This is a genomic window from Spirosoma arcticum, assembly GCF_054779955.1.
In genome coordinates, this window is record NZ_BAAGXG010000002.1 from 478,001 (window position 1) to 503,270 (window position 25,270).

Consider the following 25,270-nt stretch of genomic DNA (forward strand, 5'->3'; position numbering starts at 1 on the left):
TCTATGCAGGCAATCTAATGATAAACTCGGTGCCTTCGCCTTCCCGACTCTGTACGTCGAGCGTGCCCAGGTGACCTTTCGTGATAATGTCGTAGGCCAGCGACAGCCCCAATCCGGTGCCTTCGCCGGTGGGCTTGGTAGTGAAGAAGGGTTGGAAAATTTTGGTTTTCAGTGCTTCGGGCATGCCCGTGCCATTGTCAATCACTTTAATCTGAGCCTGACCGTCCCCAGTCACGTACCGCGTCTGCACCTGAACGGTAGGCTGGTAACTGGCAGCTCCAACCGATAGTCCAATTTGTTTCTGCTTTTGATGCACGGCATAGAAGGCGTTGGTGAAGAGGTTGAGCAGCACCCGCCCCAGGTCCTGTGACACGACGGTAACCAGGCCTAAGTTGGCATCCAGGTCAGTGGTGAAGTGGGCGTTGAAGGTCTTGTCCTTGGCCCGCAGGCCGTGGTAGGCCAGCCGCAGGTACTCCTCGCAGAGGGCGTTGAGGTCGGTCGGCTCGCGCTGTCCGGTGCTGGCCCTTGAGTGCTGGAGCATGCCCCGCACGATGGAGGAGGCCCGGCTGCCGTGCTGGGTGATCTTCTGGAGGTTTTGTTTGAGGTCGGCCAGCAGGTCGGCTTCCAGGTCGGCATCTCGGTTGGGTTTGAGTTGTTCGTCGGTGAGTTCGTCGATGAGTTCGACGGAGACCTCCGAGAAGTTGTTGACGAAGTTGAGGGGGTTCTGGATCTCGTGGGCGATGCCGGCGGTCAGTTCGCCCAGGCTGGCCATCTTCTCCGACTGAATGAGCTGGTTTTGCGTGGCCTTCAGCCGGGCCTGCTGCTCGCGAAGTTGCTCGTTCGCCCGCTGTTGCCGTCGATAGCTGCGCCACAGTATGGTGGCCAGGGCGGCCAGCAGCACGACGCTGATCAGGGCGGTGATGAGCCACTGCTGCTGGCGTCGGCTCTCCTCCCGGCGAAGCGCAGCCTGCGCTTTTCGCTCAGCCGCGTAAGCGTTTTGTTGCAATAAGGATACCTGCTGCCTTGTCTGCCGTCCCGACAGGGTATCTTCGTAGGCCTGATAAACCTGGTTGAATTCGTAGGCATGCCGGTAATTACCCGTTTTTGCATAGGCTTTGGCCAATATATTGCTGGCGTCGCGGGTGGCTTCCCGGTAGCCAATTTGCCGACTCAGATTCCAGCTCTGCCGGGCGTAGTAGATGGCGCTGTCAGCCCGGCCGATCTGCAGGTGTGCCCGGCTCAAGACAATTTGTGTCCAGGCAATCACTTCGTAGCCGCCTTTTGCCAGCATCACCCGTAAGGCCCGGTGGCCGGTAAGCAGCGCCTGCTCATACATCTCTTCCTCCACCTCCACAGCGGCCAGATTACTTTCGGCTTCGGCCCGCAGTCCGGCGTTGTCTAACCGTTGGGCCAGCCGGATAGCTTTGTTGTAGTACCGCGCGGCCCGACGCAAATCGCCCTGATGGCGGTAAAGCTCACCCATGCCGTTCAGAACCCGGCTAATATTAGCTTCTTCGCCCGACTGTTTCAGCCCATCGAGTGCGGTGGAGTAGTAGCGCAGGGCCTGGTCGTAGTCACCAAGCAGACTGTAGAGCATAGCGAGCCGGACCGTAGTTTGCCGAAGGAGTACCGAATCGCCCAGTTCCTTAGCTAAGTTGAGGCAATGTAGGCCCACGGTGAGGGCCGGTACGTAGTTGCCCCGCTGCGTGTCGATCCAGCCCAACTGACCCTGTACGCGGGCCGCCCCAACGCGGTCGCCCAGTCGTCCGAACTGTTGGCGGGCCTGGGTTAGGGTTTGAACGGCCATCGTGTAATCGTTGCGGTCGCCGTAGGCCACCCCCAGCGCCAGCATCGCCTTCGCTTCGCCGACAGGATAGCTCAGTTTTCGCGCCAGCGTCAGCGCTTCCTGCGCCTGCAACAGGGACTCCGCGTAATCGTCCGGGCGGATCGCCTGCGCCAGCGCAATCAGTCGGTTGACGCGGCCCGTGTCGGCTTTAGGGTGAGTAGCCAGCCATCGCTGCAAACTGTCGGTGATTGACTGTGCCAGCAGGGTGGGGGCAAACAGCACCATAATGAGGGCAGTCAGCATGACTCGGTAACGCGATGTTATCAGCATAAGCAGGTCATTAGGCCGGTAACGCAATGGTGAACGTCGTACCTTTTCCTTCCTGACTTTCCACCGTTAATGTGCCATTGTGGCCTTTGGTGACAATGTCGTAGGCCAGCGACAGCCCCAATCCGGTGCCCTCGCCGGTGGGCTTGGTGGTGAAAAACGGTTGAAAGATCTTTTGCCGGACTGAATCAGGAACGCCAATACCATTGTCGATGACCCGGATTATAGCCTGGCCGTCTTTGCAGCGCGTCTGAACCTGAACGGTTGGTTGATAATTTAAACCAGTCAGTGCTCCAGCTTGCCCACTTTTCTGCTGCACGGCATAGAAGGCGTTGGTGAAGAGGTTGAGCAGCACCCGCCCCAGGTCCTGCGATACCACCGTGACCAGGCCTAAGTTGGCATCCAGATCAGTGGTGAAGTGGGCGTTGAAGGTCTTGTCTTTGGCCCGCAGGCCGTGGTAGGCCAGCCGCAGGTACTCCTCGCAGAGGGCGTTGAGGTCGGTCGGCTCGCGCTGTCCGGTGCTGGCCCTTGAGTGCTGGAGCATGCCCCGCACGATGGAGGAGGCCCGGCTGCCGTGCTGGGTGATCTTCTGGAGGTTTTGTTTGAGGTCGGCCAGCAGGTCGGCTTCCAGGTCGGCATCTCGGTTGGGTTTGAGTTGTTCGTCGGTGAGTTCGTCGATGAGTTCGACGGAGACCTCCGAGAAGTTGTTGACGAAGTTGAGGGGGTTCTGGATCTCGTGGGCGATGCCGGCGGTCAGTTCGCCCAGGCTGGCCATCTTCTCCGACTGAATGAGCTGAGTTTGGGTCATTCTCAATTCGGCGATGGCATGTTCTAACTCTTCTTTTTGACTGGTAATTTCGGCGGTCCGCGCGGCTACCAGGCGTTCGAGTTCGGCGTTTTGAAACTCAACCAACCGGCGTTTTTCGGCTTCCTGTTCACGTTCTATCTGTTCTTTTTCTACCGACTTCTTCTGCCTCGATGCGATAATGGCGAACGTAATCAGCCAGACAAATGAGAACCCTATCCCAGACTCAAAATAGTCGCCCGACGCTTTGTAGAAACCGGGTGCAATCTGCTCGATCAATTCACTCAGTATCGTAGTCAAAATGAATGGCGCGAAGGCCAGGGCAATGGTTCGGGCTGGTCGGTACTCCCAGGCCCGCCAGATCGTGTAGCCGATAATCGCCCCCACCGCCAGCCACAGCCAAACTGTTGACGCCTGCTCTATTTTCAATACAGCAAGAATACCGATGAGGATACCGGCGGCTGGCCACACTCGTTTCAGGATGTGGTCCCAGTCGGGCATTCGGGTCTGCGTGTCCAGAAACCGCCGGAGGTATTGCAGCATTAAGGCAGCAATGACAACGGTTCCTATTCCGTCGGGAATTGACATGGCTGTAGGAAGGTGTAGGTTTGCTGGTCAAATTAACACAAATACTGCATTAATTATCTGCCCGCGTCGTGGTTCGCCCAGCCAGCAACTCATTTTGCCGACGGATGCGCCCCGACAAACTCCGGACGATACTGCGCAACACCTCGCCCCGCTCTTCCATCAGGTCGAAAAAGTCATCCTGATCCAACCGCAGCAACCGCAGGTCGGTGATGGCTTCGGCACTGGCCGACCGGGCTTCGGTATCGAGCAGGGCCAGTTCACCGAAGAAGTCGCCCCGACCGAAGCGGGCCAGTTCCGTGTCGCCATCGCGGATGCTGACCTCGCCCGCGTAAATGACGTAGAGTGCCGTGCCCAGGTCGCCTTTGTTGAAAATCGTTTCGCCCGCTTCGTGTTGTTCCTCTTTCATAATCGGTGTGATGCTGGCCAATACATTTTCGGGCGTTTGCGAAAACAAAGGGGTTTGGGCCAGTAGCAGTACCCGGTCATAGTCAGGAATGTGATTCTGATGGCCGGTGGAATGATCCATGAGCAGGGGAGATAACGTACGAGATTGAGAGTACAGGGACTGACGGACCAGCGCGGCATCGGCGGGGGGCAAACTGCGCAGCACTACACTGACCGTCCAGGCCGAAAAAACAGCTTCACCCGTGCGTCCAATGAAAGACCGGATGGATTCGGACTTGTCAAACGGACCGAGTTCGGCATCCAGCATTCTAACTTTTTCGGGCAGGGGCAGGTCGTCGATCAGTACCTGCATCGTTTGGTAAACGGTCCTTGGAATAAGGTTGTCGAGCAGCTCGAGCGAGTTCGCCCGCCGTTCGCGGGCCGGATGGCCGACCCCAAGTCTGGCCCCGACGATGGTTTCGGAGTCGTATAACTGCGTTAGCACGTCGAACAGTCGTTGAAGCAGTACCGTTAGTTCATAATCGAGCGTACTGGTCAGATCGGAGTTTGTCAGACTGCCGTGCAACAACCGGTGCGCCAGGGCTATTTCCTCGTTCAGCAAGGTTCGGAACAGGGCGTCGTCGGTCGTTATGTTTGGGAAACGGCGCAGTGCCCGCAGTGCCGCGCCCCGTATCGTCAAGTCTGGCTGGCTGGCTAACTCATTCAGCAACTGGCGGCTCTCGGGCGTGCGGATGGTGCCACAGATGGCCGCAATCCGTTCTGTCAGCAGCCGGTTTGTGGTCGACAATGCCGCCCGCATCAGGGGAACGGCGTCGCTCCCCCGTGTTTTCAGCGCATTTACCACGGCCCGGCCAATGCCCTTGTCGGTCAGGTGCGCTACCAGAAAACGCGTCAGTTCAGGGTCGGGCAACTGCCCGGCTGCAGCAATGGCCGCTTTGCTCAGCGTATTATTGGGGCTGCTTAGCCGCTGGTTCACCACCGGGGCAAAATTGGTCAAATGCAGTGCACCAATGAGCTTCAGCGCTATTTCCTGCCGGAGTGGGTCCGGGTCGTTAGCCAGCCCGGTCAGGCTGTATTGACCGGCCGGGTCGTGCGGATTCAGTTCCAGAACGCCCCGGATCGCCCCCTGCCGAATACTGAGGTCGGTATGATTCAGCAGCGGAGCCAGTTCGCCGGGTTCCGCGCTGATCCGTCGTCCGAGCAGGTAAGCGGCCTGTTCGCGCAGGGCCGGTTCGGCATCGGTCAGTGCAACGTGGGTAAGCTGACGCGGAACCGCCCGGTTGTGATCCGTCAGCAAGGCCAGCGTCCGGCGACGCACTGTCGCGTCGGCATGCTGGAGCAGCGTCGGTAGTTGCCCGTGAAGCTCATCGGGGCTGTGGGTACCGAGCCAGCCGAGTGCGGCAACAACTTCCGTCGGGTTATTGCTACTGAGTTGATGAAGCATGGTTGTTTTGGCGGCTGTTGGCATCGCTAACTGGTCGCGTTCCAGAAACCGGCGGCCAATGGCGTCGTTCAACTCATGCATGTAGTGCCGATACGTCCGGCGCAGCAAATAAAGCGCCCCACCCAGCAGGGTGATCCAGACGAAGGGCATTGCGGTGGCGAGGGCTGGATGGCTGTGCATCGCCAGGATCATCAGCCCCGCCAGCCCCAGTCCGAGCGGCTCATAAAGGCCCTTCGCCAGCGTGTGGCCTTTCAGCCGCTGTGGGGGCGACAAGGGTTGAAACAGGACCAGAAATACCGGGTCGAACAGCGACCGGCGTACCACCTCGAATACTAAATAGAGGATGCAGAAATATACTAAGAGCACCGTCTCTCCGGCCCCAATCCACCGGACGACAATCAGTCCAACCAGTCCGACTAACGCTACCAGCGGCAGCAGTAACAGAGACCGGCGCACCCCAAACTTGTCGAGTAACGCGCCGGATAACAGCAGCTTGACCAGCATCGCTACTCCGTACGTCAGGGCGAGTACAATGCTGACGTAGGTAATTACGTCGGATTGGTCATGAAACCGGTGTTTCACGTTGACGAAAAAATTGTATTCGATCTCAATGGCAACGGCAGCCAGAGCCGCTAAACTCAGGCACATCAGAAAAATGAGATCACTACCGCCAAACTGCTGTCCAACCAATCGCGACGGTTCGCGCCGAATAGCCCGTGCTGGCCGGTGGGCTGCATGAACTTCGTGGGACTGTATGGTTTGTTGAAGGGTGTAAAAGGCGGCCAGAAACGCACCGAACGCAACCAGAACCAGGAGTAAAATTCCCGTGTGAGCGTGTACGAAAGCGGCCAGAATCGCTCCCAGCGCTTTGGCGGGCATGTCGCCCGAGCTGATAACGCTGAACAAGCGCTTGCTTTGACGCGTGTCGAACACGACCGCCGACACACCCCAGAACTCAAGATTAGTGAGTAAATAAACGACCCGGTAGCCAACCATGATCGCTACGGCAGCCGCCACCGAATGGCCAAACGCCACTAAGGCACCTACCACAACGGTCATAACGATAACGGTTAGCAGGACCCGCGTGGCTAAGCTGCTCAAGAGCAGATGATGCTCATAATAGCCGTACAGTTTGCCAACGGCGACCATTGCTGCCGCCGACGCTAAGTAGGCAATGGGTAAGCTGGTTTCGGGCTGATTTTCGAGCAGAATGGCGTTAGCCGCCACATAGACCAGTATGGTGCCGATGCCCAACAGAAAATTATGGATAAAAAACAACCTGACCGTGTGGGCTTCGTCCGGGCGGACGCCCAGTGCCCGTTGCCAGCGCTGAGCGAGTGACGAAGTAGAAGCAGAGGACGGGGCGGTTCCGACGTTCATGGGTAGCGTTAACGGCGCAATTTATGGTCAAATATACGCACCTACGGCCAAAGCCGCCGACAGTAGCTTTGGCAAAAAGTTAGTTCGGTCGGCGGCTGACTCACTCCCGCAGCTTAACGAATCGGCTATTTCTTCATGTAATTAGTCAGGCTTTTCAACGCCGTTTGCTGCACTTTCCTCTGAAGAAAGCCCGTCCAGCCCAGCAATAAGCCCGAAAGTCCAAGCGCCTGTCTCGACCATTTGTAAAAATCAAAATGATCGGTATGTTGGCTGATCTTGCCATTCTTAAAGGCAAAACTGGCCTTGACGTGGTTTACAACCCGGCGTTTGGTTTGGCTGAATGTATACGTGGCCGTCCAGACTGCGGAACCGGTTGTATCGTTGGCGTCAACGTTTGAGAAAGTCAGTTCCAGATCGTTTCCCCGCCGGATGAGCATCTCCCACATCGTCCGCACCTGGCTGGCATTGAGGTTTTGAAACACGGCATCCGTAAATACGGCATCGTCGGCGTAACAAGCCTGCATGGTGGCGAAGTCCTTCCGTTGAAAAGCTTCGTAAAACGACGTGAGTAACTGCTGGTTAGGGTGCATTTGTTTCGTTTTTGCCGCAAGCCGGACGCGGAGACTGTTAAGCTCAGACCTAAAGGTAACGGGAGTCGGACAGACTTCAAATTTGACTCAAAACCCCGGATCATGAACGATGCAGCACCTCTTGGTAAGAAGTCGTCGATTCAACCAAACCAGCATGAATGCTGTTACAGTTGATAAGGGCGTCGTTGTCACCGCGTAGTGGTATAAAAACCATAATTTTTAGGGATAAGTGTTTAGCCTATACGCTACCTTTGCGAGTCAAAACAACGACGCGCCCCCGTCATGGACCAGTTTTCATACATTGCCAATTCCGACGCAGCTTACGTAGATCAATTGTACCAGTCTTATAAGCAAGACCCTCAATTAGTTGACGAAAGCTGGCGGCAATTTTTTAAAGGATTTGAGTTCTCCTTAACCTACGGCGAAACCGCCAACGGCACCAAATCGAACAACACGGTACCAAACGGTGCTGCGGCCAATGGCACGTCTGCCAAAAGTAATGGTCAGGCTGTTAAACCAGTTGATGCCAGTCACGCAGAGAAGGAGGTTTCGGTGGCCAGTCTGATCAAGGCCTACCGGTCGCGGGGGCACTTGCTGGCTAAAACGAACCCCCTCAAAGCCCGAAAAGATCGTCAGCCCCGCGTCGACCTGCCCGACTACGCCCTGACTGAGGCTGATCTCGATACTACGTTTGAGTCGGGTAAACTGCTGGGCATCGGTCCCGCCACGCTCCGCACCATTATGGAGTCGCTGCGAAAAATTTACGCGGGCAACATCGGCTTCGAGTACATGTACATCCGTGAAATGGATGAAAAGAACTGGCTGCGTAATAAGATTGAGAAAGAAGCGCTCACCTTTTCGCCAACGAGTGACGAGAAGAAACGCATTCTCGAAAAACTGAACGAAGCGACCGTTTTTGAAAACTTTCTGGCAACCAAATACTTAGGGCAGAAGCGATTCTCGCTCGAAGGGGGTGAGTCGACCATTCCCGCGTTGGACACCATTATCAGCACGGCGGCCGACATGGGCGTCGAAGAGGTGATGATTGGCATGGCCCACCGGGGTCGATTGAACGTCCTCTGTAATATTTTGGGGAAATCGTACGAAGCCGTTTTCGATGGCTTTGAAGGAAATGTACCCGAGCAGGCTCACGGCGATGGCGACGTGAAATACCACCTCGGCTACGCCAGCCTGACCGAAACTAAATCGGGTAAGAAAATAAATGTAAAACTGGCCCCCAACCCGTCACACTTAGAGGCCGTCAACCCCGTTGTCGAAGGGTTTGTGCGGGCGCAGGCCGACGAAGAATACGCCGGGGACTTTACCAAGATTATGCCGATCCTGATTCACGGCGACGCGGCTGTGGCGGGGCAGGGTATTGTTTACGAAGTGACTCAGATGGCTAATCTGGCGGGCTACCAGACCGGTGGTACAATCCACTTCGTCATCAATAATCAGATTGGCTTCACGACCGATTTTGAAGATGCCCGGTCGTCGATTTACTGTTCCGACATCGCCAAGATTATCGACGCGCCCATTTTTCACGTCAACGGCGATGATCCCGAAGCGGTTATTTTCTGTTCCCGATTGGCCGTTGAATTTCGCGAGAAATTCAGCCGTGATGTATTCATCGACATGGTTTGCTATCGGCGCTACGGACACAATGAGTCCGACGAACCGAAGTTCACCCAGCCGACGATGTACACGATCATCGACAAGCACGCTAACCCACGCGAACTCTACAATAAACTGCTCATTGAGCGGGGCGACGTAGACGCCGAACTGGCAACGCGCATGGATACGGAGTTTAAAAAGCAACTGCAGGACCGGCTCGACCGGGTTAAGCAGAAAGCTGAAATTCCGTACAAGCCCCTGCGGCTGGATCTGGACTGGGCCGAACTGCGGTTTGCCGAAGCTTCCGATTTTGATCAGTCGCCCGAAACGGGTGTCCAGCCCGAGACGCTGAAAACCATTGGCGATGCGCTGGTGAAAATTCCCGATGGCTTCAAACCGCTGAAGCAAATCGACAAACTGCTTAAGGATCGGCAGACGATGCTGACCGACACTAAACTGGTAAACTGGGGAACCGCTGAGTTGCTGGCTTACGGGTCATTGCTGGTTGAGGGTCGACCCGTTCGGTTGAGTGGTCAGGATGTGCAGCGGGGGACGTTTTCGCACCGTCACGCCGTTTTGCACGATGCCGAAACCAACCAGTCCTACTCGTCGCTCGATTTCATTCAGGAGGATCAGCAGAAGTTTCAGGTGTATAACTCGTTGCTGTCGGAGTATGGCGTACTGGGCTTCGAGTACGGCTACGCCATGGCAAATCCGCATGCGCTGGTCATTTGGGAAGCGCAGTTTGGTGATTTCTCAAACGGTGCCCAGTTGATTATCGACCAGTTTATTGCGGCTGGCGAGTCGAAGTGGGGCATTCAGAACAGCTTAGTCCTGTTGCTCCCGCACGGCTACGAAGGGCAGGGTCCCGAACACTCCAACGCCCGGCCCGAACGCTACCTGCAACTCAGCGCTGAGCAGAATATGGTAGTGGCTAACATCACGACACCAGCCAATTTCTTCCACCTGATGCGTCGGCAATTAGCGTGGTCATTCCGCAAGCCACTGGTGGTCATGTCGCCCAAATCGTTGTTGCGGCACCCGAAGTGTGTTTCTCCGCTGGACGAACTCACCAAGGGTAGTTTCCAGGAAGTGCTGGGCGATTCGTATGCGAAGGCGAAAAAAGTGAAACGCGTGTTGCTGTGCTCGGGTAAGGTATACTATGACCTTCTCGATAAACAACAGGCTGATCAGCGCGACGACGTTGCCCTTGTCAGGCTGGAACAACTGGCCCCGCTGCCTCAAAAGCAGTTGGAAGCTGTATTGGGCCAATACAAAAAAGCAGAATTGATCTGGGTTCAAGAAGAACCCGAAAATATGGGTTATTGGGGGTACCTGCTGCGCGTACTGGTTAGCCGAAACCCAGCATTGTCTACTATGCGTGTTGTTTCGCGCGAGGCTGCGGCATCGCCCGCTACGGGCTACGCCAAAAGACACACTCAGGAACAAGCCGACATCGTTCGGAGAGCATTCGAGTAAATGAGTTTATAGTTTGTGGTCTGTAGTTGCTGACGCGTCAGATTAGGCATTAGCAACTACAAGCCACAAACCACAAACTACAAACCATAAAAACATGGCCGTTGACATGAAAATCCCCGCCGTGGGAGAATCGATTACCGAAGTAACCGTCGGTACGTGGTACAAAAAAGAAGGCGATTCGGTGAAAATGGACGACGTATTGTGCGGACTCGATTCCGACAAAGCGACGTTTGAGCTAACCGCCGAGGCCGACGGTGTACTTCATATTCTGGCGCAGGAAGGCGATGTGCTGCCCATTGGCGCCAGCATCTGCACCATCGACAGTGGGGGTAATGCACCTGCGGCCACACCGACACCCGAACCAGCCAAGGCGGAGACACCCGCTCCCGCTCAACCAGCCGCTGCGAAGCCGGAGAATGTGAAGTCGCAGCAAGATCCAACTCCCGCGCTTCAACCCGTTGCCGAACCGGCTCAGTCTGGTGCACCGGTGGCCGCTAACGCATCGGCGGGTACGAACGTGATCGAGATGAAGGTCCCGGCCGTTGGCGAATCCGTTACAGAAGTGACTATTGCATCGTGGAGCAAGAAAGACGGCGATCAGGTTGCGCTGGACGAAGTACTATGCGAACTTGAATCCGACAAAGCAACCTTCGAGCTTCCTGCCGAAGCCGCCGGTACGCTCCGTATCGTGGCGCAGGCGGGCGAAACCCTCGCGATTGGCGCGTTGATTGCTAAAATTGAAACAGGTGCAACGGCTACTGCGCCCGCCCCAACGTCGTCGCCTGCTCCCGCGCAACCCGCTCAGCAAACAACGACTGCTGAACCGGCTCAAAACGGACAAAACGGATACGCTGTCCACCATCCGTCGCCGGCCGCAGCTAAAATTTTAGATGAGAAAGGCATTCCGGCCCAACAGGTTCAGGGCACTGGCGTAGGTGGCCGCGTGACGAAGGAAGATGCCATGAATGCAGCACCAAGTCCAGCGCAACCCGCTCCCGCTCAACCCCAAACTGCCCCACCGGCTCCGGTTTCTCCGGCGCAACCGGCCGCAGCTAAACCGGCACCCGCCCCCGCTCCGGTTATGACCGGCGAACGGGCACAGCGTCGCGAGAAGATGACTTCGCTGCGCCGGACCATCGCCCGTCGGTTGGTGGCCGTTAAGAATGAAACGGCCATGCTTACGACCTTCAACGAGGTGGATATGAAGCCGGTGATGGACCTGCGCAACAAATACAAGGACAAGTTCAAAGAGAAGAATGGCGTTGGTCTTGGCTTCATGTCGTTCTTCACCAAGGCGGTTTGCATTGCGCTGAAGGAATTTCCGGCTGTGAACGCCCAGATCGACGGCGACAACATGATTTTCAACGACTTCTGCGACGTGTCGATTGCCGTGTCTACCGAACGAGGTTTGGTGGTGCCGGTTATTCGGAACGCCGAGCAGTTGAGTTTTGCGCAGATCGAGAAGGAGATTGTGCGGCTGGCCGGACTGGCCCGCGACAACAAGCTGACCATCGAGCAGATGACCGGTGGCACGTTCACCATCACCAACGGCGGCACATTCGGGTCGATGCTGTCGACCCCTATCATCAATGCCCCACAGTCGGCCATTTTAGGGATGCACAACATTGTGGAGCGGGCGGTAGTCGTTAATGGCGAGATCGTCATTCGCCCCATCATGTACGTAGCCCTGTCCTACGATCACCGCATCATCGACGGCAAAGAATCTGTTAGTTTCCTGGTTCGGGTGAAGCAAATCCTGGAAGACCCCGCCCGGATGCTGTTCGACATGTGAGTGTCTTTAACAGCCAATGCCTATTCAAGACACAAAAGAGCCGCCCTGAATGCTTAGGGCGGCTTTTTTGTGCTTAGTCTTTTATCAAACTCACACCGGTCATTTGGGGTGGCTGCGGGATGCCCATCAGGTGCAGAATGGTGGGTGCAATGTCGGCGAGCTTGCCGTCGTTCAGCGCAGGGTGGTAGTCTTTGTCGACCAGAATGCAGGGGACCAGATTAGTCGTGTGGGCCGTGTTAGGTGTGCCGTCATCATTAATCATGTACTCGGCGTTGCCGTGGTCGGCAATGATGATTGTCGTGTAGCCGTGTTCGAGCGCGGCTTCGACAACGGCTTTTGTGCAGATGTCAGCCGTTTCAGCCGCTTTCACCACGGCTTCAAATACGCCCGTATGACCAACCATGTCGGTATTGGCAAAGTTGAGACAGACGAAATCCACTTCTTCCTTTTCCAACTCCGGGATGATAGCGTCGCGGATGTCGTAAGCAGCCATTTCGGGTTTGAGGTCGTAGGTTTTCACCTCTTTGGGCGACGGGCATAGTAACCGCTTTTCTCCGGGGAACGGCTCCTCGCGACCGCCCGAGAAAAAGAACGTGACGTGGGGGTATTTCTCCGTTTCGGCAATTCTGATCTGCTTTCGGCCTATTCCGGCAATGACTTCGCCGATAGTGTTCAGCAAATTATCTTTATCAAAAATGACTTTCACGCCCACAAAATCACTGTCATAGTTGGTCATTGTGATATAATCCAGATTCAGCTTTTTCATGCCTTGCTCCGGGAAATCCTTTTGGGTTAGCGCCTGCGTGATTTCGCGGCCCCGGTCGGTGCGGAAGTTGAAACACAGCACCACGTCTCCTTCCTCAATCATGGCCACTGGCGAACCATCGGCTTGCGCAACGATAATTGGCTTCACAAATTCGTCGGTTACGTCCTGGTCGTACGATGTCTGGAGGGCCTGCGTAACCGCATCGGCCGCCACTTGCTTCCCAACGCCGTTCACCATCGCGTCGTAAGCCACTTTAACCCGTTCCCAGCGGTTGTCGCGGTCCATGGCATAATAGCGCCCAACCACGCTGGCAATCTGCCCGGTCGTTTGGGCCATGTGCGCCTGTAAGTCGGTCAGGTAAGCAATGCCGCCTTTTGGGTCGGTGTCGCGGCCGTCGGTAAAGGCATGAACGAACACGTCCGTCAGGCCATGCGCGTGAGCAATAGACAGTAGCCCTTTAATATGATCGATGTGCGCGTGAACGCCCCCGTCGGATACTAAGCCGATGAAGTGGATCTTTTTGCCGGTACGTTCGGCGTAGTTCAGCGCATCGACCAATACGGGTTCGGTATCGAGCGTGTGTTCGTCAACCGCTTTATTAACTTTCACCAAATCCTGGTACACCACCCGACCCGCACCGAGGTTCATGTGGCCCACTTCGGAGTTGCCCATCTGCCCAACTGGCAATCCAACGGCCAGCCCTGAAGCGTCCAGCCGACTGTTTGGGTAGATGGGATACAACGAGCGCATAAACGGAATGTTGGCGGCTTCAATCGCCGACACGGATGGCTTCAGGGGGATACCCCAGCCGTCGAGAATGAGAAGAATGACTTTTTTATTCATGAGTCTGATAAGTGAATGAGTGAATTGCGAATGAGCGAATATTCTATGTGTCACTAATTCGCAATTCACCCATTCGCTCATTAATAAGGTAGGTCAATAACTGGTGGCAGCAGCGGGCTACAATCTGGTACACGTCTTCAAAAACGTCAGGTCCTTCGTAGTAAGGGTCCGGCACATTGGGCTGGTCGCTGGTGTCCGGGTCGAACTCGCGCAGCAGAAAAATGGTGTCGTTGGTGTGCAAACCTGTGCTGCGGTAATTTAATTTTTCGATGGCTTCGAGGTTAGTTTCGTCCATCGCCACGAAATAATCGAACTGCGCCAGATCTTCGCCAATCATGCGCCGGGCGCGGTGAGTAAGCGTCAGGCCGTGTTCAAGAGCGTTTTCGCGGGTACGGCGGTCGGGGAGTTGCCCCAGGTGAAACGAAGCTGTTCCCGCCGAGTCGCATTGAATCGCTTCATTCAATCCAGCCTCAGCAACCAACGACCGGAATATGCCCTCTGCCACCGGCGACCGGCAGATGTTGCCGTAACAGACGAAGAGAACGTTTATCATAATGAATAATAGTAAATGTATAATGTACAATTAGTGATTCGGTCTCCATTATACATTCATCATTCGGGGCCGCCCGCGCGGCACATTATACATTACTTTTCCAGCGGTTCATTTTTTTCGTCTACAATCACGAATACATCTTCGGTCGGCTTTCTCATCAGGTATTTCTCCCTGGCGAACTTCTCGCGAAGCCGGTCGTTGCCAAGCACTTCCCGCCGGGCGGTCTGTACGTCCCTGATCTCGGCCTGATAAAACGTTGTTTCCTGTTCTAACTCACGCAGTTTCAACCAATTCTGGGCCTGCGATGGGATGTCATTCGCGTCAAAAAACATCATCCACGTCAATAACGCCAGGGCGGTGGCGACGTAGAAGTTGCGGAGTTGGTAAAGGAGCTTTTTCATAATAAATAATGAAGAATGCTCAATGGGGGCCGCACGTGCGGCCCCCATTGAGCATTCTTCATTTAAAACTTCAACCCAGGAAAATACGCCATTTCGCCGAGTTCCTCTTCAATGCGCAGAAGCTGGTTGTATTTGGCCATACGGTCGGAACGCGAGGCCGAACCCGTTTTGATCTGACCCGTGTTGAGCGCTACGGCCAGGTCGGCAATGGTCGCGTCTTCGGTTTCGCCCGAGCGGTGCGACATAATGTTTTTGTAAGCGTTGCGCTTGGCAAGATTCACCGTGTCGATGGTTTCGGTCAGCGAACCAATCTGGTTTACCTTCACCAGAATCGCATTGGCAATACCCTGGTCAATGCCCTGCTGCAGACGCGTGACGTTGGTTACGAAGAGGTCGTCGCCAACGAGCTGCGTTTTTGTGCCTTTCAGCGTGTCCGTGTGCATTTTCCAGCCTTCCCAATCATCTTCGGCCATGCCGTCTTCAATGGACAGGATCGGGTATTTGCTCACCCAGTCTTTCCAGTAGCCCGCCATCTCGGACGAGGTCAGCTTGTCGCCGGTCGATTTTTTGAAATGGTACTGTTTGGTATCAGCATCGTAGAACTCGGATACAGCGGCATCCATTGCCACCCACACGTCCTCGCCCGGCCGGTAACCCGCTTTCTCAATGGCTTGTAAGATGATCTGAATCGCTTCCTCATTAGAAGGAATATTCGGGGCAAAACCACCTTCGTCGCCAACGTTAGTCGACATGCCTTTGCTCTTCAGTACTTTCTTGAGCGTGTGAAAAATCTCGGTGCCCATGCGCAGCGCTTCCGAGAAGCTTGGTGCACTGGCGGGCATAACCATAAATTCCTGAAAATCGATGGAGTTGTCGGCGTGGGAGCCACCGTTGAGAATATTCATCATGGGTACGGGCAACGTATTGGCACCCACCCCCCCCACGTAGCGGTACAGTGGCATACCGGCTTCCTGAGCGGCAGCTTTGGCCACGGCTAATGACACACCCAGAATGGCATTGGCTCCCAGCCGCCCTTTGTTGGGGGTTCCGTCCAACTCCAGCATGATCTTATCGAGCATATTCTGGTCATATACCGAAATGCCGACCAACTCGGGAAAGATCAGTTCGTTCACGTTCGAGACGGCTTTTAAAACGCCCTTCCCAACGTATACACTGGCATCGTCGTCGCGGAGTTCAACGGCCTCGTGCGAACCCGTCGACGCACCCGATGGTACGGCCGCCCGGCCTAAAAAGCCGTTTTCGGTACGCACGTCGACTTCAACGGTCGGGTTGCCCCGTGAATCCAGAATTTGCCGGGCATGAATGCTTTGGATGGTGCTCATTACAAAAATTATGAGGGTTAACAACAAAAAATCAATTGGTCCGGCGCACCAGTTCTTCGACGTTGACTACAAGTCGTTACGCCAGTTGGCCAACCGGGCGCAAAGTAACGAAATGCAGGGCGAAATTTCCTCGTTTTTGCTCCCCACGGCGTGCTGTGTTTGTCGAAGCAGGCCGACAATTAGACGATGGTTTATCGTTTTGTTCGGTATAATACAGCGCCAAGTGGTATTTTACCGAACAATCAACCCGGCCAGTCGTTCTAAAATTTACGAATCAGTACGGATGTCCTAAATTTTTTTGTCTATTTGTGCGGTCTTACACCGCCACTAAACCAACCAATTCTATGCGAGGGTTACTGTACTTCCTGTTATTTCTATTAGTTGTTTTTGGTATTTTGTATGCGCTCACCGGTTGGAGTTACAGCGATGGCGAACGCGCCGGTACAATCTCAAAATTCAGCCGACGGGGTTTCGTCTTCAAAACGTATGAAGGTGTTCTCAACGTGGGCGGCTTTTCGGGCGAAACCGGTTCGCTGACTCCTCAGTACTTTGATTTCTCGGTGAAAGATGACGCCGTGGCGGCTCAGGTTACGAATGCCGTTAAGTCGGGTCAGCGGGTAACGCTTCATTACGAAGAGAAAATCATTCGCCTGCCCTGGAACGGCGATACCAAGTACTACATTACGTCGGTGGAATTGATTGGTCCAGCGGCACGACCCTACGGCGATCCATCGGCTTACCCAGGCAACCAGCAACCGTCCGTGCAGCAGGCTCCGGTGCAGCAACCCCAACCTCAGCAAACGGCTCCCACGCAGCCTCAGGCCGTGCCGGTCGATTCGACATTGTAAACAAGCTGATTCATGCCTGATTAAGTCCATTTGCTGCTACTATTAGCTGGTCAGCAAATGGGCTTTTCGACTTCATAAGCAAGGCCCTGAGCGGCTGACAAGCCCCACCAACAATTTTCAAAAACCGTTTGGTTTTTTGGCCCTTTTTGGGTAATTTTATCTGTTTAAACAACCATCCTAACATGGCTAAATCTGATTCGGCAACGGCTACGGCGACTGCCGCTGATAACAAACTAAAGGCCCTGCAAACCACCATTGAGAAGCTCGATAAGGCATTCGGCAAAGGTACGGTTATGCGCCTGAGCGAAAGCAAAGTTGAGGACGTTCCGGTGATCTCGACGGGTTCGCTGGGTCTGGATCTGGCGCTGGGCATTGGTGGTTTGCCGCGCGGCCGTGTCGTTGAAATATACGGTCCTGAATCGTCGGGTAAAACTACATTGACCCTGCACTGCATCGCCGAAGCACAGAAAGCGGGTGGCCTGGCAGCCTTTATTGACGCCGAGCACGCGTTCGACCGGGCTTATGCCGAGAAATTAGGCATCGACACCAAAAATCTTCTGATCTCGCAACCCGACAATGGCGAGCAGGCCCTCGAAATCACTGAACACCTCATCAGTTCGGGAGCTATCGATATCATCGTTATTGACTCAGTAGCCGCGCTTGTGCCAAAAGCTGAGATTGAAGGCGAGATGGGTGAAAGCAAGATGGGTCTTCAGGCCCGCCTGATGTCGCAGGCGCTGCGCAAACTGACCGGTACGATTAACAAGACGGGATGTTGCTGCATTTTCATCAACCAGTTGCGCGAGAAAATCGGCGTTATGTTCGGCAATCCCGAAACGACCACCGGTGGTAACGCGCTGAAGTTCTACGCATCGGTTCGCCTTGATATCCGGCGGATTGGTCAAATTAAAGAAGGAGCCGACAACGTTGTGGGTAACCGTACCAAAGTAAAGGTTGTGAAGAACAAACTGGCAGCTCCGTTCAAAGTTGTTGAGTTCGACATCATGTACGGTCAGGGCATCTCGAAAGTCGGCGAAATTCTTGATTTGGCCGTCGAGATGGAAATCGTTAAGAAGTCGGGTTCGTGGTTCTCCTACGGAACCAGCCGTTTAGCTCAGGGCCGCGATGCTGTGAAAGAATTGCTGTTGGACAATCCCGAACTAAGTGCCGAACTGGAAGGTAAGATTCGCGCCAAGATCAACGAAGATGAGACCGCCCTGCTCGATCCTGTTCTGGCTGCTACCGGGGCTGACGATGAAGGCGAAATTGACGACTAAGATTGGCTCACGTGAATACCGCAAACTAATTCGTCAAGTAGAACACAAAAGAAAAGCCCTGGCCAAACGAAACGGCCAGGGCTTTTTGTTGCAAAAGTCGGTCGCGAATATTACCGTTGTTCAATGGATTTGAATTCGCGCAGGGTAGCACCGGTATAAATCTGACGGGGGCGCCCGATGGGTTCCTTTTGTTCGCGCATCTCTTTCCATTGCGCAATCCAGCCCGGTAAGCGGCCAATGGCGAACATCACCGTGAACATATTAGTAGGAATGCCCAGGGCACGGTAAATAATACCCGAATAGAAGTCGACGTTCGGGTAAAGCTTGCGCGACACGAAATACTCATCGTTCAGGGCAGCCTCCTCCAGACCTTTAGCAATTTCGAGCACCGGGTCGTTAACGCCTAATTTTGAGAGTACGTCGTCAGCCGCTTTCTTGATGATTTTGGCACGGGGATCGAAGTTTTTATAAACGCGGTGCCCAAAACCAAACAGCCGGAAGCCCGTTGCCTTGGCGTTTTTGGCCATATCGACGTATTTGCTGACGTCGCCCCCGTCGGCTTTGATCTCTTCCAGCATCTCAATCACTTCTTGATTTGCTCCGCCGTGCAAGGGTCCCCACAGGGCACTGATTCCGGCCGAAACAGACGAGTAAATGTTGGCTTGGGACGAGCCAACGAGCCGCACTGTCGACGTGGAGCAGTTTTGCTCATGGTCAGCATGGAGAATGAGCAGCACGTTCAGCGCTTCGGCCACCACCGGATCGACGTTGTAGTCCTCAACCGGTAGCGCGAACATCATATTGAGGAAGTTCGGGATGTAGTCGAGGTTATTTTTGGGATAGTTAATGGGGTGGCCCATCGCCCGCTTGTACGACCAGGTGGCCAGTGTGGGTAGTTTGGCTAATAGCCGGGTAATGTGCAGGTCGATGTTGTTCAGGCCCGATCCTTCGTACGAATCAGGATAAAACGCGCTCATGGCACTAACCAGCGACGACAGAACGCCCATCGGATGCGCGTTAACCGGAAAGCCGTCGAAGATTTTCCGCATATCCTCATTGACGAGCGTATGGCGACGGATGGCATTCTCGAACTGAGCAAACTGCTCCTGCGTGGGTAAGTCGCCGTAAATGAGCAGATAAGCGACCTCCAGAAATGAGGCTTTCGACGCTAAGTCTTCGATGGAATAACCTCGGTAGCGGAGGATTCCTTCTTCACCATCCAAAAATGTAATGCCGCTTTGGGTAGCGCCGGTGTTTTTATAGCCCCGGTCTAAGGTAACGTATCCGGTTTGGTCGCGGAGGTTCGAGATGTCGAAGGCTTTCTCCTGTTCGCTTCCTTCCAGAGTTGGGAATGAAAAGGACTTGCCATCGACGGTTAATTCAGCAGCGTTTGCCATACAAAAGATCAGGGTAGAATAATCTGAGAGAACGGGTTAGCGGGTAGTTGAAAGCTAGGTTCATGCTTATGTAGCAACCCGGCGAAATTAGTCCAAAAACCTAAACGACGGACGAAAATCACCGGAAAAGGCCATAAAACCTCTATTATTTAATTGTGTAACCTGCTGGCAGTGCAATTAGTTTTGTCTTATTGTTTATAGATTTTGCCACCTTTTATGACCAGTCGAACGCGCCGGATGGCACCTATTTCACGACTTGGATCACCCTCAACCGCCACCAGATCGGCCAGCAAACCCGGTCGGATACGTCCCCGGTCAGCGAGGTGAAACACATCGGCATTGACCGACGTGGCCGAGCGCAGCACATCTAATGGTTTCATGCCGTAATCGACCATCATTTCCAGTTCGCGGGCGTTGTCGCCGTGGCTGAACACGCCCACGTCGCCCCCGGCGCAGATGGTTACGCCCGCGTCAAGTGCCTGTCTGAAGGTCCCCCGCTTTTCTTTAATGCGGGCTGGTTCGGGTTCCTGTCCTTTTTTCCAGCCTCGGTACTGACTGACAGCATCACCAGCGGCCAGTGTCGGGCAGAGCGCCGTGCCGTTCTTTTTCATTAGTGCAAAAATTTCGGGCGTTCCGGCGTCGCCGTGTTCAAGGGTTTCGCAACCAGCCAGAATAGCCCGGCGCATCCCTTCGGCGGTGCTGGCGTGGGCTACCACGCCCCGACCACTACTGCGGGCCGTCTCGACAATCAACTTCAGTTCATCAAGCGTAAACGTCGGTCGGGCTTCCGCCATCAGTCCCCAGCGGTAGTCGGCGTATATCTTTATGGCGTCGGCTCCCTTGCCGATTTGCGTCCTCACGGCCCGGATGAGCGCATCGTGACCGTCGGCTTCTTCGGCTCCCTGCGGCACGGTAATGTCGGGGCTGAACCCTTTCGGCCCATAGCTGCCGGATGCGATGAGCGCCCGCGTCACGACGATCATGCGCGGTCCGGGAATAATGTCCTGCTCAATGGCCTGTTTCAGTCCAACATCATCGTAGTCTGCGCCTTCGGTGCCGAGGTCGCGCACGGTGGTGAAACCGGCCAGCAGGGTCTTCTGAGCATGAACCGTGGCCCGCGCCACCCGCAATGACCGTGCTTCCCGCAAAACCTGATCGTCCCAGTTCGTTTCATTGTACGGATGCAGTAACAAATGCGAATGCCCTTCAATTAAACCAGGGATCAGGGTGGTACCCGTTAGGTTAATGCTTTTGGCACCCGCTGCCGATACAGAATTTGCTGGACCGACAGCTTCGATTTTATTCCCGTTGATGCGCACAACCCAACCCTCGTGTACGGTTTCGCCATCAAATACACGGTCGGAGCGGAGAAGGTAAACGGACTGCGCCGAGACCATGCCGGTAAACAGCCATGCGATCAGGAATAGCAGATTATTCACCGGCGGGCGCGTTTTGTCTGTAACACATCAGAAACCCCTTTGCCAAATACGAGCACCAGCAAGCCCGGCAGCAGGATGGCTCCCGCCCGGAAGCCTGCGCCCGTGAGTTTATAAACGCCTGAATTATAAAGCAGAAAGCTATCAAACAGCCAGTAGCCCGATACGACCAGCAGCGCAATCAGCAGAATTGATCCAATTACCCGACCCAATTGTCCCACCAACCAGGAAACGAATAAGGCGACGCTTATCACGACAGCCACTGTGACGAGCGCTTTAGGGAAGGTGTCGACATAATCGTAGTCGAAAAAGAATACCCCGGCCCGGCCAATCAGATTAGGATGGGCCAGCAGCCACGCGTCGAGAACAATTAATACAAGGAGAAGAATATAGAACAAAGGGTTACGCATAAAGCGGATTTCATGGAGCAGTTGAGACCGGCGAAGATAATAGATTTTGGTGTCGCGCTACATGGACACAGAAGGCAATGCACTTTTTCGTACGTATACTTAGGTCAAACGATATGAACTATGAAAAGCGCGGTGTTAGAGCAGAAAGAAGCAGATGATGTTGGTATTCCGATGTCGAAACAAAATGAATATTTCGGAGAGTCTGGCACGCTTTCCCGGCGCTACGCATGGTTCGGGTATTCTCGTCCGTCAAGAACAGCATCTCACACTTCGAAACCGATTCATTCGACGCGGCACTGTCTGTGCCAGATTGCTAATAACAGTGAATGAATTGCTTGCGCGATAGACTGCGCAATGAAAAGCCCCGTTCACATTTGAACAGAGCTTTTCATTGTGATTATACCGCCAGTTCCCCTTTCAAAAACTTACCCGTGTAGCTTCCGGCTACCCCCGCCACTTTTTCGGGCGTTCCTTCGGCTACGATGAAGCCGCCTTTGTTGCCGCCTTCGGGGCCGAGGTCGATGAGGTGATCGGATACTTTGATGACGTCCATGTTGTGCTCGATAATCAGGACGGTATTGCCCTTGTTAGCGAGTTTGTTCAGTACGTCGAGCAGGTGGGCGATGTCCTGAAAGTGTAGCCCGGTGGTTGGCTCGTCGAGAATGTAGAGCGTTTTGCCGGTGTCTTTCTTGGATAACTCTTCGGAAAGTTTCACCCGCTGGGCCTCGCCCCCCGACAGCGTTGTGGCGTGCTGACCGAGCGTGATGTAGCCCAGACCCACGTCGTTCATGGTCGTCACTTTACGCAGGATTTTGGGCTGGCTGGCGAAGAAGTCCAGCGCCTGCTCCACGGTCATGTCGAGGACGTCGGCGATGGATTTGCCTTTAAAGCGGACCTCCAGCGTTTCGCGGTTGAAGCGCTTGCCCTTGCAGGTTTCGCACATGATATGCACGTCGGGCAGAAACTCCATCTCAATCTTTTTCATGCCCGCGCCTTCACAGCCTTCACAGCGGCCACCCTTCACGTTGAATGAGAACCGACCCGGTTTATAACCGCGGATTTTGGCTTCGGGCAGTTCGGCAAACAGCATTCGGATGTCCGAGAACATGCCGGTGTAGGTGGCGGGATTTGAGCGGGGCGTCCGGCCAATGGGCGACTGATCGACCTCAATCACCTTATCCAAATGCTCCAGCCCTTCCACCGTTTTGAAGGGCAGGGCTTCGCGCTTAGACCGGAAAAAGTGGCGGTTCAACACCGGGAACAGCGTTTCGTGAATCAGCGACGACTTGCCACTGCCCGATACGCCCGTGATGGTCACCATTTTGCCAAGTGGTAGCCGCAAGGTTACGTTTTTGAGGTTATGGCCCGTGGCGTTCTTGATGATCAGAAATTTGCCATTGCCTTTACGCCGTTCCGTAGGTACGTCGATGTTCAGGCGGCCGCTCAGGTAATCAGCCGTGGTGCTGTTGCCCGCTGGCCCGGCATACTGGTTTTTCAGGAACTCGTCGGGCGTTCCCCGGTTCACAACCTGCCCGCCATGCCGACCCGCGCCGGGACCAATGTCGAGAATATAGTCCGATTCGAGCATCATGTCCTTGTCGTGCTCCACCACAAGAACGGTGTTACCAAGGTCGCGCAGGTTCTTGAGCGAGTCAATCAATTTGACGTTGTCGCGCTGGTGCAGGCCAATGCTCGGCTCGTCCATGATGTAGAGCACGCCCACAAGCTGCGTCCCAATCTGGGTAGCCAGCCGGATGCGCTGAGCTTCGCCCCCCGACAGCGTCCGCAGGGGCCGGTCGAGGGTGAGGTAGTCGAGACCGATGTCGAGCAGGAAACCGATGCGTTTGCGGATTTCTTTCAAAATTTCCTTGCCGATTACGTTCTGCCGGTCGGTCAGGCGGCTTTCAACGCCGTCGAACCAGGCCGATAGTTCCGAAATGTCCATGCGGGCCAGTTCGGAGATGTTTTTCTGGTCCATCCTGAAGTACAGCGACTCTTTTTTCAGCCGGGCACCGTCGCATTCCGGGCAGGTTTTCACGACCATGAAATCCTTCAGCCAGTCCTGAATTTTGTCGGTGCTGTTTTCCTGCTGCCGCTTCAAAAAGTTGACAATGCCCTCAAACTTGAAGCTGTAATAATCTTCGCCCGGATACTTTTTACTCGGCACGGTGGCTTCGTCTTCCGTGCCGTGCATGAGCGCGTAGAGCAGATCATCAGGAAACTTGGCAACAGGCGTACTGAGGTTCAGCTTGTATTTTTTGAGAATCGCTTCAATCTCCTTAAAAATCCACAGTTCCCGAAATTCGCCCAGCGGAGCAATTGCACCCCGGCTGATGCTCAATGACTTATCGGGAATAACGGAGTCTTCCGTAATCTCTTCGATCACGCCTAAGCCATTGCAGACCGGGCAGGCCCCGTAGGGCGAATTGAACGAAAACGAGTTGGGCGACGGCTCATCATAGCTGATGCCCGATTCGGGGTCCATCAGGTTCTGCGAGAAGTACACCAACTGCCCCGCTCCGTCGAGCATCTGCATGGCGCCTTTGCCCTGCTTGAGCGCCGTCTGCACCGACTGACTCAGCCGATAGCGGTCGTCCGGTTTGGGCATGAGCCGGTCGATCACGATTTCGATGTCGTGAATTTTGTAGCGGTCCAGCTGCATCTTCGGCACAATGTCCTGCACCGTGCCATCGACCCGCACTTTGGTGTAGCCCGTTTTGGCGATCTGCACGAACAGTTCGCGGTAGTGGCCTTTGCGGCTGCGAATGACCGGAGCCAGCAACGTCAGTTTCTGGCCGTCGTAGTGGCTGAGAATCGTGTCGATGATCTGATCCTGCGACTGACGCTCCATCTTGCGGCCCGTCAGGTACGAATATGCTTCACCGGCGCGGGCGTAGAGTAGCCGCAGAAAATCGTAAATCTCGGTGGTCGTGCCGACGGTAGAACGCGGATTTTTAGAGGTTGTCTTTTGCTCGATGGAAATCACCGGGCTGAGGCCATTGATTTTGTCGACGTCGGGCCGCTCCATATCGCCAATGAACGAGCGGGCGTAAGCCGAGAAGCTCTCCATGTAGCGCCGTTGGCCTTCGGCATAAATTGTATCGAACGCCAGCGACGATTTGCCGCTGCCGCTGATGCCCGTTACGACGACCAGCTTATTGCGCGGAATGCTGACGTCGATGTTTTTAAGGTTGTGTTCGCGGGCACCCAGCACGTCGATCTGGTCGTAACCCGTCAGGTCAATATCGGTCAGGTGGGCAGCTTGCCCGGTGGCTTTTTCTTCGGTCGTCACGTTGCGTTGGTTGCGGTCGGTCTATTCTAAACAGCAACGTCAGGGGCCGGGGGGAGGTTCCGCCCGAAAAAGCCTATCTTTGACTAACCGGCTACCACACGTCCGGCCACTGTTTTGGCTGACGGCTTATCAACTAAAAACTATATACCCACATGACCCTTGTTGCTCTTGAATCCCCCCGCCGACCCGTTACCCGGCCCCGCCGACGGGTTCCTGACGCGTTGATCTACGAGATTATGGATGGTAAACCCATTTATAGAAAGGGCTACCGCGACGTGTTATCAGGTGAAAAAACAATTCAGGATATTATGGGTTCGAGCAGCCTTCAGGCCATTATTGTTTATTATTTAACGGGGTTCATTAACTGATTCATTGATGAAGACACGTATAACGTTCTTATCAACGAAGCCGGACTACACCTCGATCATCAGACAAATCTGGCCAACGACATTGCTATTTTTGAGCAGCGTGTGTTTCCCGGCAGCAAAATTTCA

At 54.7% G+C, this 25,270-nt stretch carries 17 protein-coding genes; 5 read left to right on the forward strand and 12 right to left on the reverse strand.

The window, feature by feature from the left end; all coding sequences use genetic code 11:
• Position 1: 1 nt before the first annotated feature.
• From ACYVHB_RS06500 to ACYVHB_RS06515, 4 genes are all read right to left on the reverse strand, one after another.
• A complete protein-coding gene (locus ACYVHB_RS06500; RefSeq protein ID WP_461050723.1) occupies positions 2-2,089 on the reverse strand; it encodes a tetratricopeptide repeat protein in 2,088 nt (695 codons plus the stop codon).
• Positions 2,090-2,126: 37 nt separating this feature from the next.
• Positions 2,127-3,506, reverse strand: coding sequence for an ATP-binding protein (locus ACYVHB_RS06505; protein ID WP_461050725.1), 1,380 nt, complete (start codon positions 3,504-3,506; stop codon positions 2,127-2,129).
• Between the two features lie 49 nt (positions 3,507-3,555).
• Positions 3,556-6,735: a cyclic nucleotide-binding domain-containing protein gene (locus ACYVHB_RS06510; RefSeq protein WP_461050727.1), complete on the reverse strand. Its 3,180-nt coding sequence runs from the start codon at positions 6,733-6,735 to the stop codon at positions 3,556-3,558.
• 125 nt (positions 6,736-6,860) lie between these two features.
• Positions 6,861-7,325, reverse strand: coding sequence for a nuclear transport factor 2 family protein (locus tag ACYVHB_RS06515; protein WP_461050729.1), 465 nt, complete (start codon positions 7,323-7,325; stop codon positions 6,861-6,863).
• A gap of 282 nt (positions 7,326-7,607) precedes the next feature.
• Between ACYVHB_RS06515 and ACYVHB_RS06520 the strand changes: the two genes are divergently transcribed.
• The gene (locus tag ACYVHB_RS06520) at positions 7,608-10,418 is read left to right on the forward strand and encodes a 2-oxoglutarate dehydrogenase E1 component (RefSeq protein WP_461050731.1); all 2,811 of its coding nucleotides are present in this window, start codon (positions 7,608-7,610) and stop codon (positions 10,416-10,418) included.
• A 94-nt stretch (positions 10,419-10,512) separates the two neighbouring features.
• Positions 10,513-12,210, forward strand: coding sequence for a 2-oxoglutarate dehydrogenase complex dihydrolipoyllysine-residue succinyltransferase (odhB, locus tag ACYVHB_RS06525; RefSeq protein WP_461050732.1), 1,698 nt, complete (start codon positions 10,513-10,515; stop codon positions 12,208-12,210).
• Positions 12,211-12,283: 73 nt separating this feature from the next.
• Here the strand turns inward: odhB and gpmI are convergent, their stop codons facing one another.
• The 4 genes from gpmI to eno all read right to left on the reverse strand — a co-directional run bounded on the left by gpmI (position 12,284) and on the right by eno (position 16,116).
• Positions 12,284-13,819 carry a 2,3-bisphosphoglycerate-independent phosphoglycerate mutase gene (gene gpmI / locus ACYVHB_RS06530; RefSeq protein ID WP_461050734.1) on the reverse strand — a complete coding sequence of 512 codons (1,536 nt, stop codon included), beginning with the start codon at positions 13,817-13,819 and terminating at the stop codon, positions 12,284-12,286.
• 43 nt (positions 13,820-13,862) lie between these two features.
• Entirely contained in the window at positions 13,863-14,372 is a 510-nt protein-coding gene (locus ACYVHB_RS06535; protein WP_461050736.1) for a low molecular weight protein-tyrosine-phosphatase, read from the reverse strand.
• Positions 14,373-14,464: 92 nt separating this feature from the next.
• Complete coding sequence (locus ACYVHB_RS06540) at positions 14,465-14,773, reverse strand: FtsB family cell division protein (protein ID WP_461050738.1); 309 nt, start codon at positions 14,771-14,773, stop codon at positions 14,465-14,467.
• 62 nt (positions 14,774-14,835) lie between these two features.
• Complete coding sequence (eno, locus tag ACYVHB_RS06545) at positions 14,836-16,116, reverse strand: phosphopyruvate hydratase (protein WP_461050740.1); 1,281 nt, start codon at positions 16,114-16,116, stop codon at positions 14,836-14,838.
• Between the two features lie 344 nt (positions 16,117-16,460).
• Between eno and ACYVHB_RS06550 the strand changes: the two genes are divergently transcribed.
• Both ACYVHB_RS06550 and recA read left to right on the forward strand, forming a co-directional pair.
• Positions 16,461-16,964, forward strand: coding sequence for a hypothetical protein (locus ACYVHB_RS06550; protein ID WP_461050742.1), 504 nt, complete (start codon positions 16,461-16,463; stop codon positions 16,962-16,964).
• Positions 16,965-17,146: 182 nt separating this feature from the next.
• Entirely contained in the window at positions 17,147-18,241 is a 1,095-nt protein-coding gene (recA, locus tag ACYVHB_RS06555) for a recombinase RecA (protein ID WP_461050744.1), read from the forward strand.
• A gap of 110 nt (positions 18,242-18,351) precedes the next feature.
• Here the strand turns inward: recA and ACYVHB_RS06560 are convergent, their stop codons facing one another.
• The 4 genes from ACYVHB_RS06560 to uvrA form a co-directional block, all read right to left on the reverse strand.
• Positions 18,352-19,638: a citrate synthase gene (locus ACYVHB_RS06560; protein ID WP_461050746.1), complete on the reverse strand. Its 1,287-nt coding sequence runs from the start codon at positions 19,636-19,638 to the stop codon at positions 18,352-18,354.
• Between the two features lie 188 nt (positions 19,639-19,826).
• Positions 19,827-21,035 (reverse strand): metal-dependent hydrolase family protein, encoded by a 1,209-nt coding sequence (locus ACYVHB_RS06565; protein WP_461051036.1) that lies wholly within the window; start codon positions 21,033-21,035, stop codon positions 19,827-19,829.
• 38 nt (positions 21,036-21,073) lie between these two features.
• Complete coding sequence (locus tag ACYVHB_RS06570) at positions 21,074-21,484, reverse strand: hypothetical protein (protein ID WP_461050748.1); 411 nt, start codon at positions 21,482-21,484, stop codon at positions 21,074-21,076.
• Between the two features lie 397 nt (positions 21,485-21,881).
• The gene (uvrA, locus tag ACYVHB_RS06575) at positions 21,882-24,776 is read right to left on the reverse strand and encodes an excinuclease ABC subunit UvrA (protein ID WP_461050750.1); all 2,895 of its coding nucleotides are present in this window, start codon (positions 24,774-24,776) and stop codon (positions 21,882-21,884) included.
• A 152-nt stretch (positions 24,777-24,928) separates the two neighbouring features.
• On the opposite strand from uvrA, the gene ACYVHB_RS06580 reads away from it, so the two are divergent.
• Entirely contained in the window at positions 24,929-25,144 is a 216-nt protein-coding gene (locus ACYVHB_RS06580) for a hypothetical protein (RefSeq protein ID WP_461050751.1), read from the forward strand.
• Positions 25,145-25,270 lie beyond the last annotated feature (126 nt).

Excerpts from the sequence above, each read along its gene's own strand:
- ACYVHB_RS06505 (WP_461050725.1), bottom strand. The coding sequence starts at position 3,506 with ATGTCAATTCCCGACGGAATAGGAACCGTTGTCATTGCTGCCTTAATG.
- ACYVHB_RS06550 (WP_461050742.1), top strand. The coding sequence starts at position 16,461 with ATGCGAGGGTTACTGTACTTCCTGTTATTTCTATTAGTTGTTTTTGGT.
- ACYVHB_RS06560 (WP_461050746.1), bottom strand. The coding sequence starts at position 19,638 with ATGGCAAACGCTGCTGAATTAACCGTCGATGGCAAGTCCTTTTCATTC.
- odhB (WP_461050732.1), top strand. The coding sequence starts at position 10,513 with ATGGCCGTTGACATGAAAATCCCCGCCGTGGGAGAATCGATTACCGAA.
- recA (WP_461050744.1), top strand. The coding sequence starts at position 17,147 with ATGGCTAAATCTGATTCGGCAACGGCTACGGCGACTGCCGCTGATAAC.
- ACYVHB_RS06500 (WP_461050723.1), bottom strand. The coding sequence starts at position 2,089 with ATGCTGACTGCCCTCATTATGGTGCTGTTTGCCCCCACCCTGCTGGCA.
- ACYVHB_RS06520 (WP_461050731.1), top strand. The coding sequence starts at position 7,608 with ATGGACCAGTTTTCATACATTGCCAATTCCGACGCAGCTTACGTAGAT.
- ACYVHB_RS06540 (WP_461050738.1), bottom strand. The coding sequence starts at position 14,773 with ATGAAAAAGCTCCTTTACCAACTCCGCAACTTCTACGTCGCCACCGCC.
- ACYVHB_RS06510 (WP_461050727.1), bottom strand. The coding sequence starts at position 6,735 with ATGAACGTCGGAACCGCCCCGTCCTCTGCTTCTACTTCGTCACTCGCT.
- ACYVHB_RS06570 (WP_461050748.1), bottom strand. The coding sequence starts at position 21,484 with ATGCGTAACCCTTTGTTCTATATTCTTCTCCTTGTATTAATTGTTCTC.
- ACYVHB_RS06515 (WP_461050729.1), bottom strand. The coding sequence starts at position 7,325 with ATGCACCCTAACCAGCAGTTACTCACGTCGTTTTACGAAGCTTTTCAA.
- ACYVHB_RS06535 (WP_461050736.1), bottom strand. The coding sequence starts at position 14,372 with ATGATAAACGTTCTCTTCGTCTGTTACGGCAACATCTGCCGGTCGCCG.
- ACYVHB_RS06565 (WP_461051036.1), bottom strand. The coding sequence starts at position 21,035 with ATGGTCTCGGCGCAGTCCGTTTACCTTCTCCGCTCCGACCGTGTATTT.
- ACYVHB_RS06580 (WP_461050751.1), top strand. The coding sequence starts at position 24,929 with ATGACCCTTGTTGCTCTTGAATCCCCCCGCCGACCCGTTACCCGGCCC.
- eno (WP_461050740.1), bottom strand. The coding sequence starts at position 16,116 with ATGAGCACCATCCAAAGCATTCATGCCCGGCAAATTCTGGATTCACGG.
- gpmI (WP_461050734.1), bottom strand. The coding sequence starts at position 13,819 with ATGAATAAAAAAGTCATTCTTCTCATTCTCGACGGCTGGGGTATCCCC.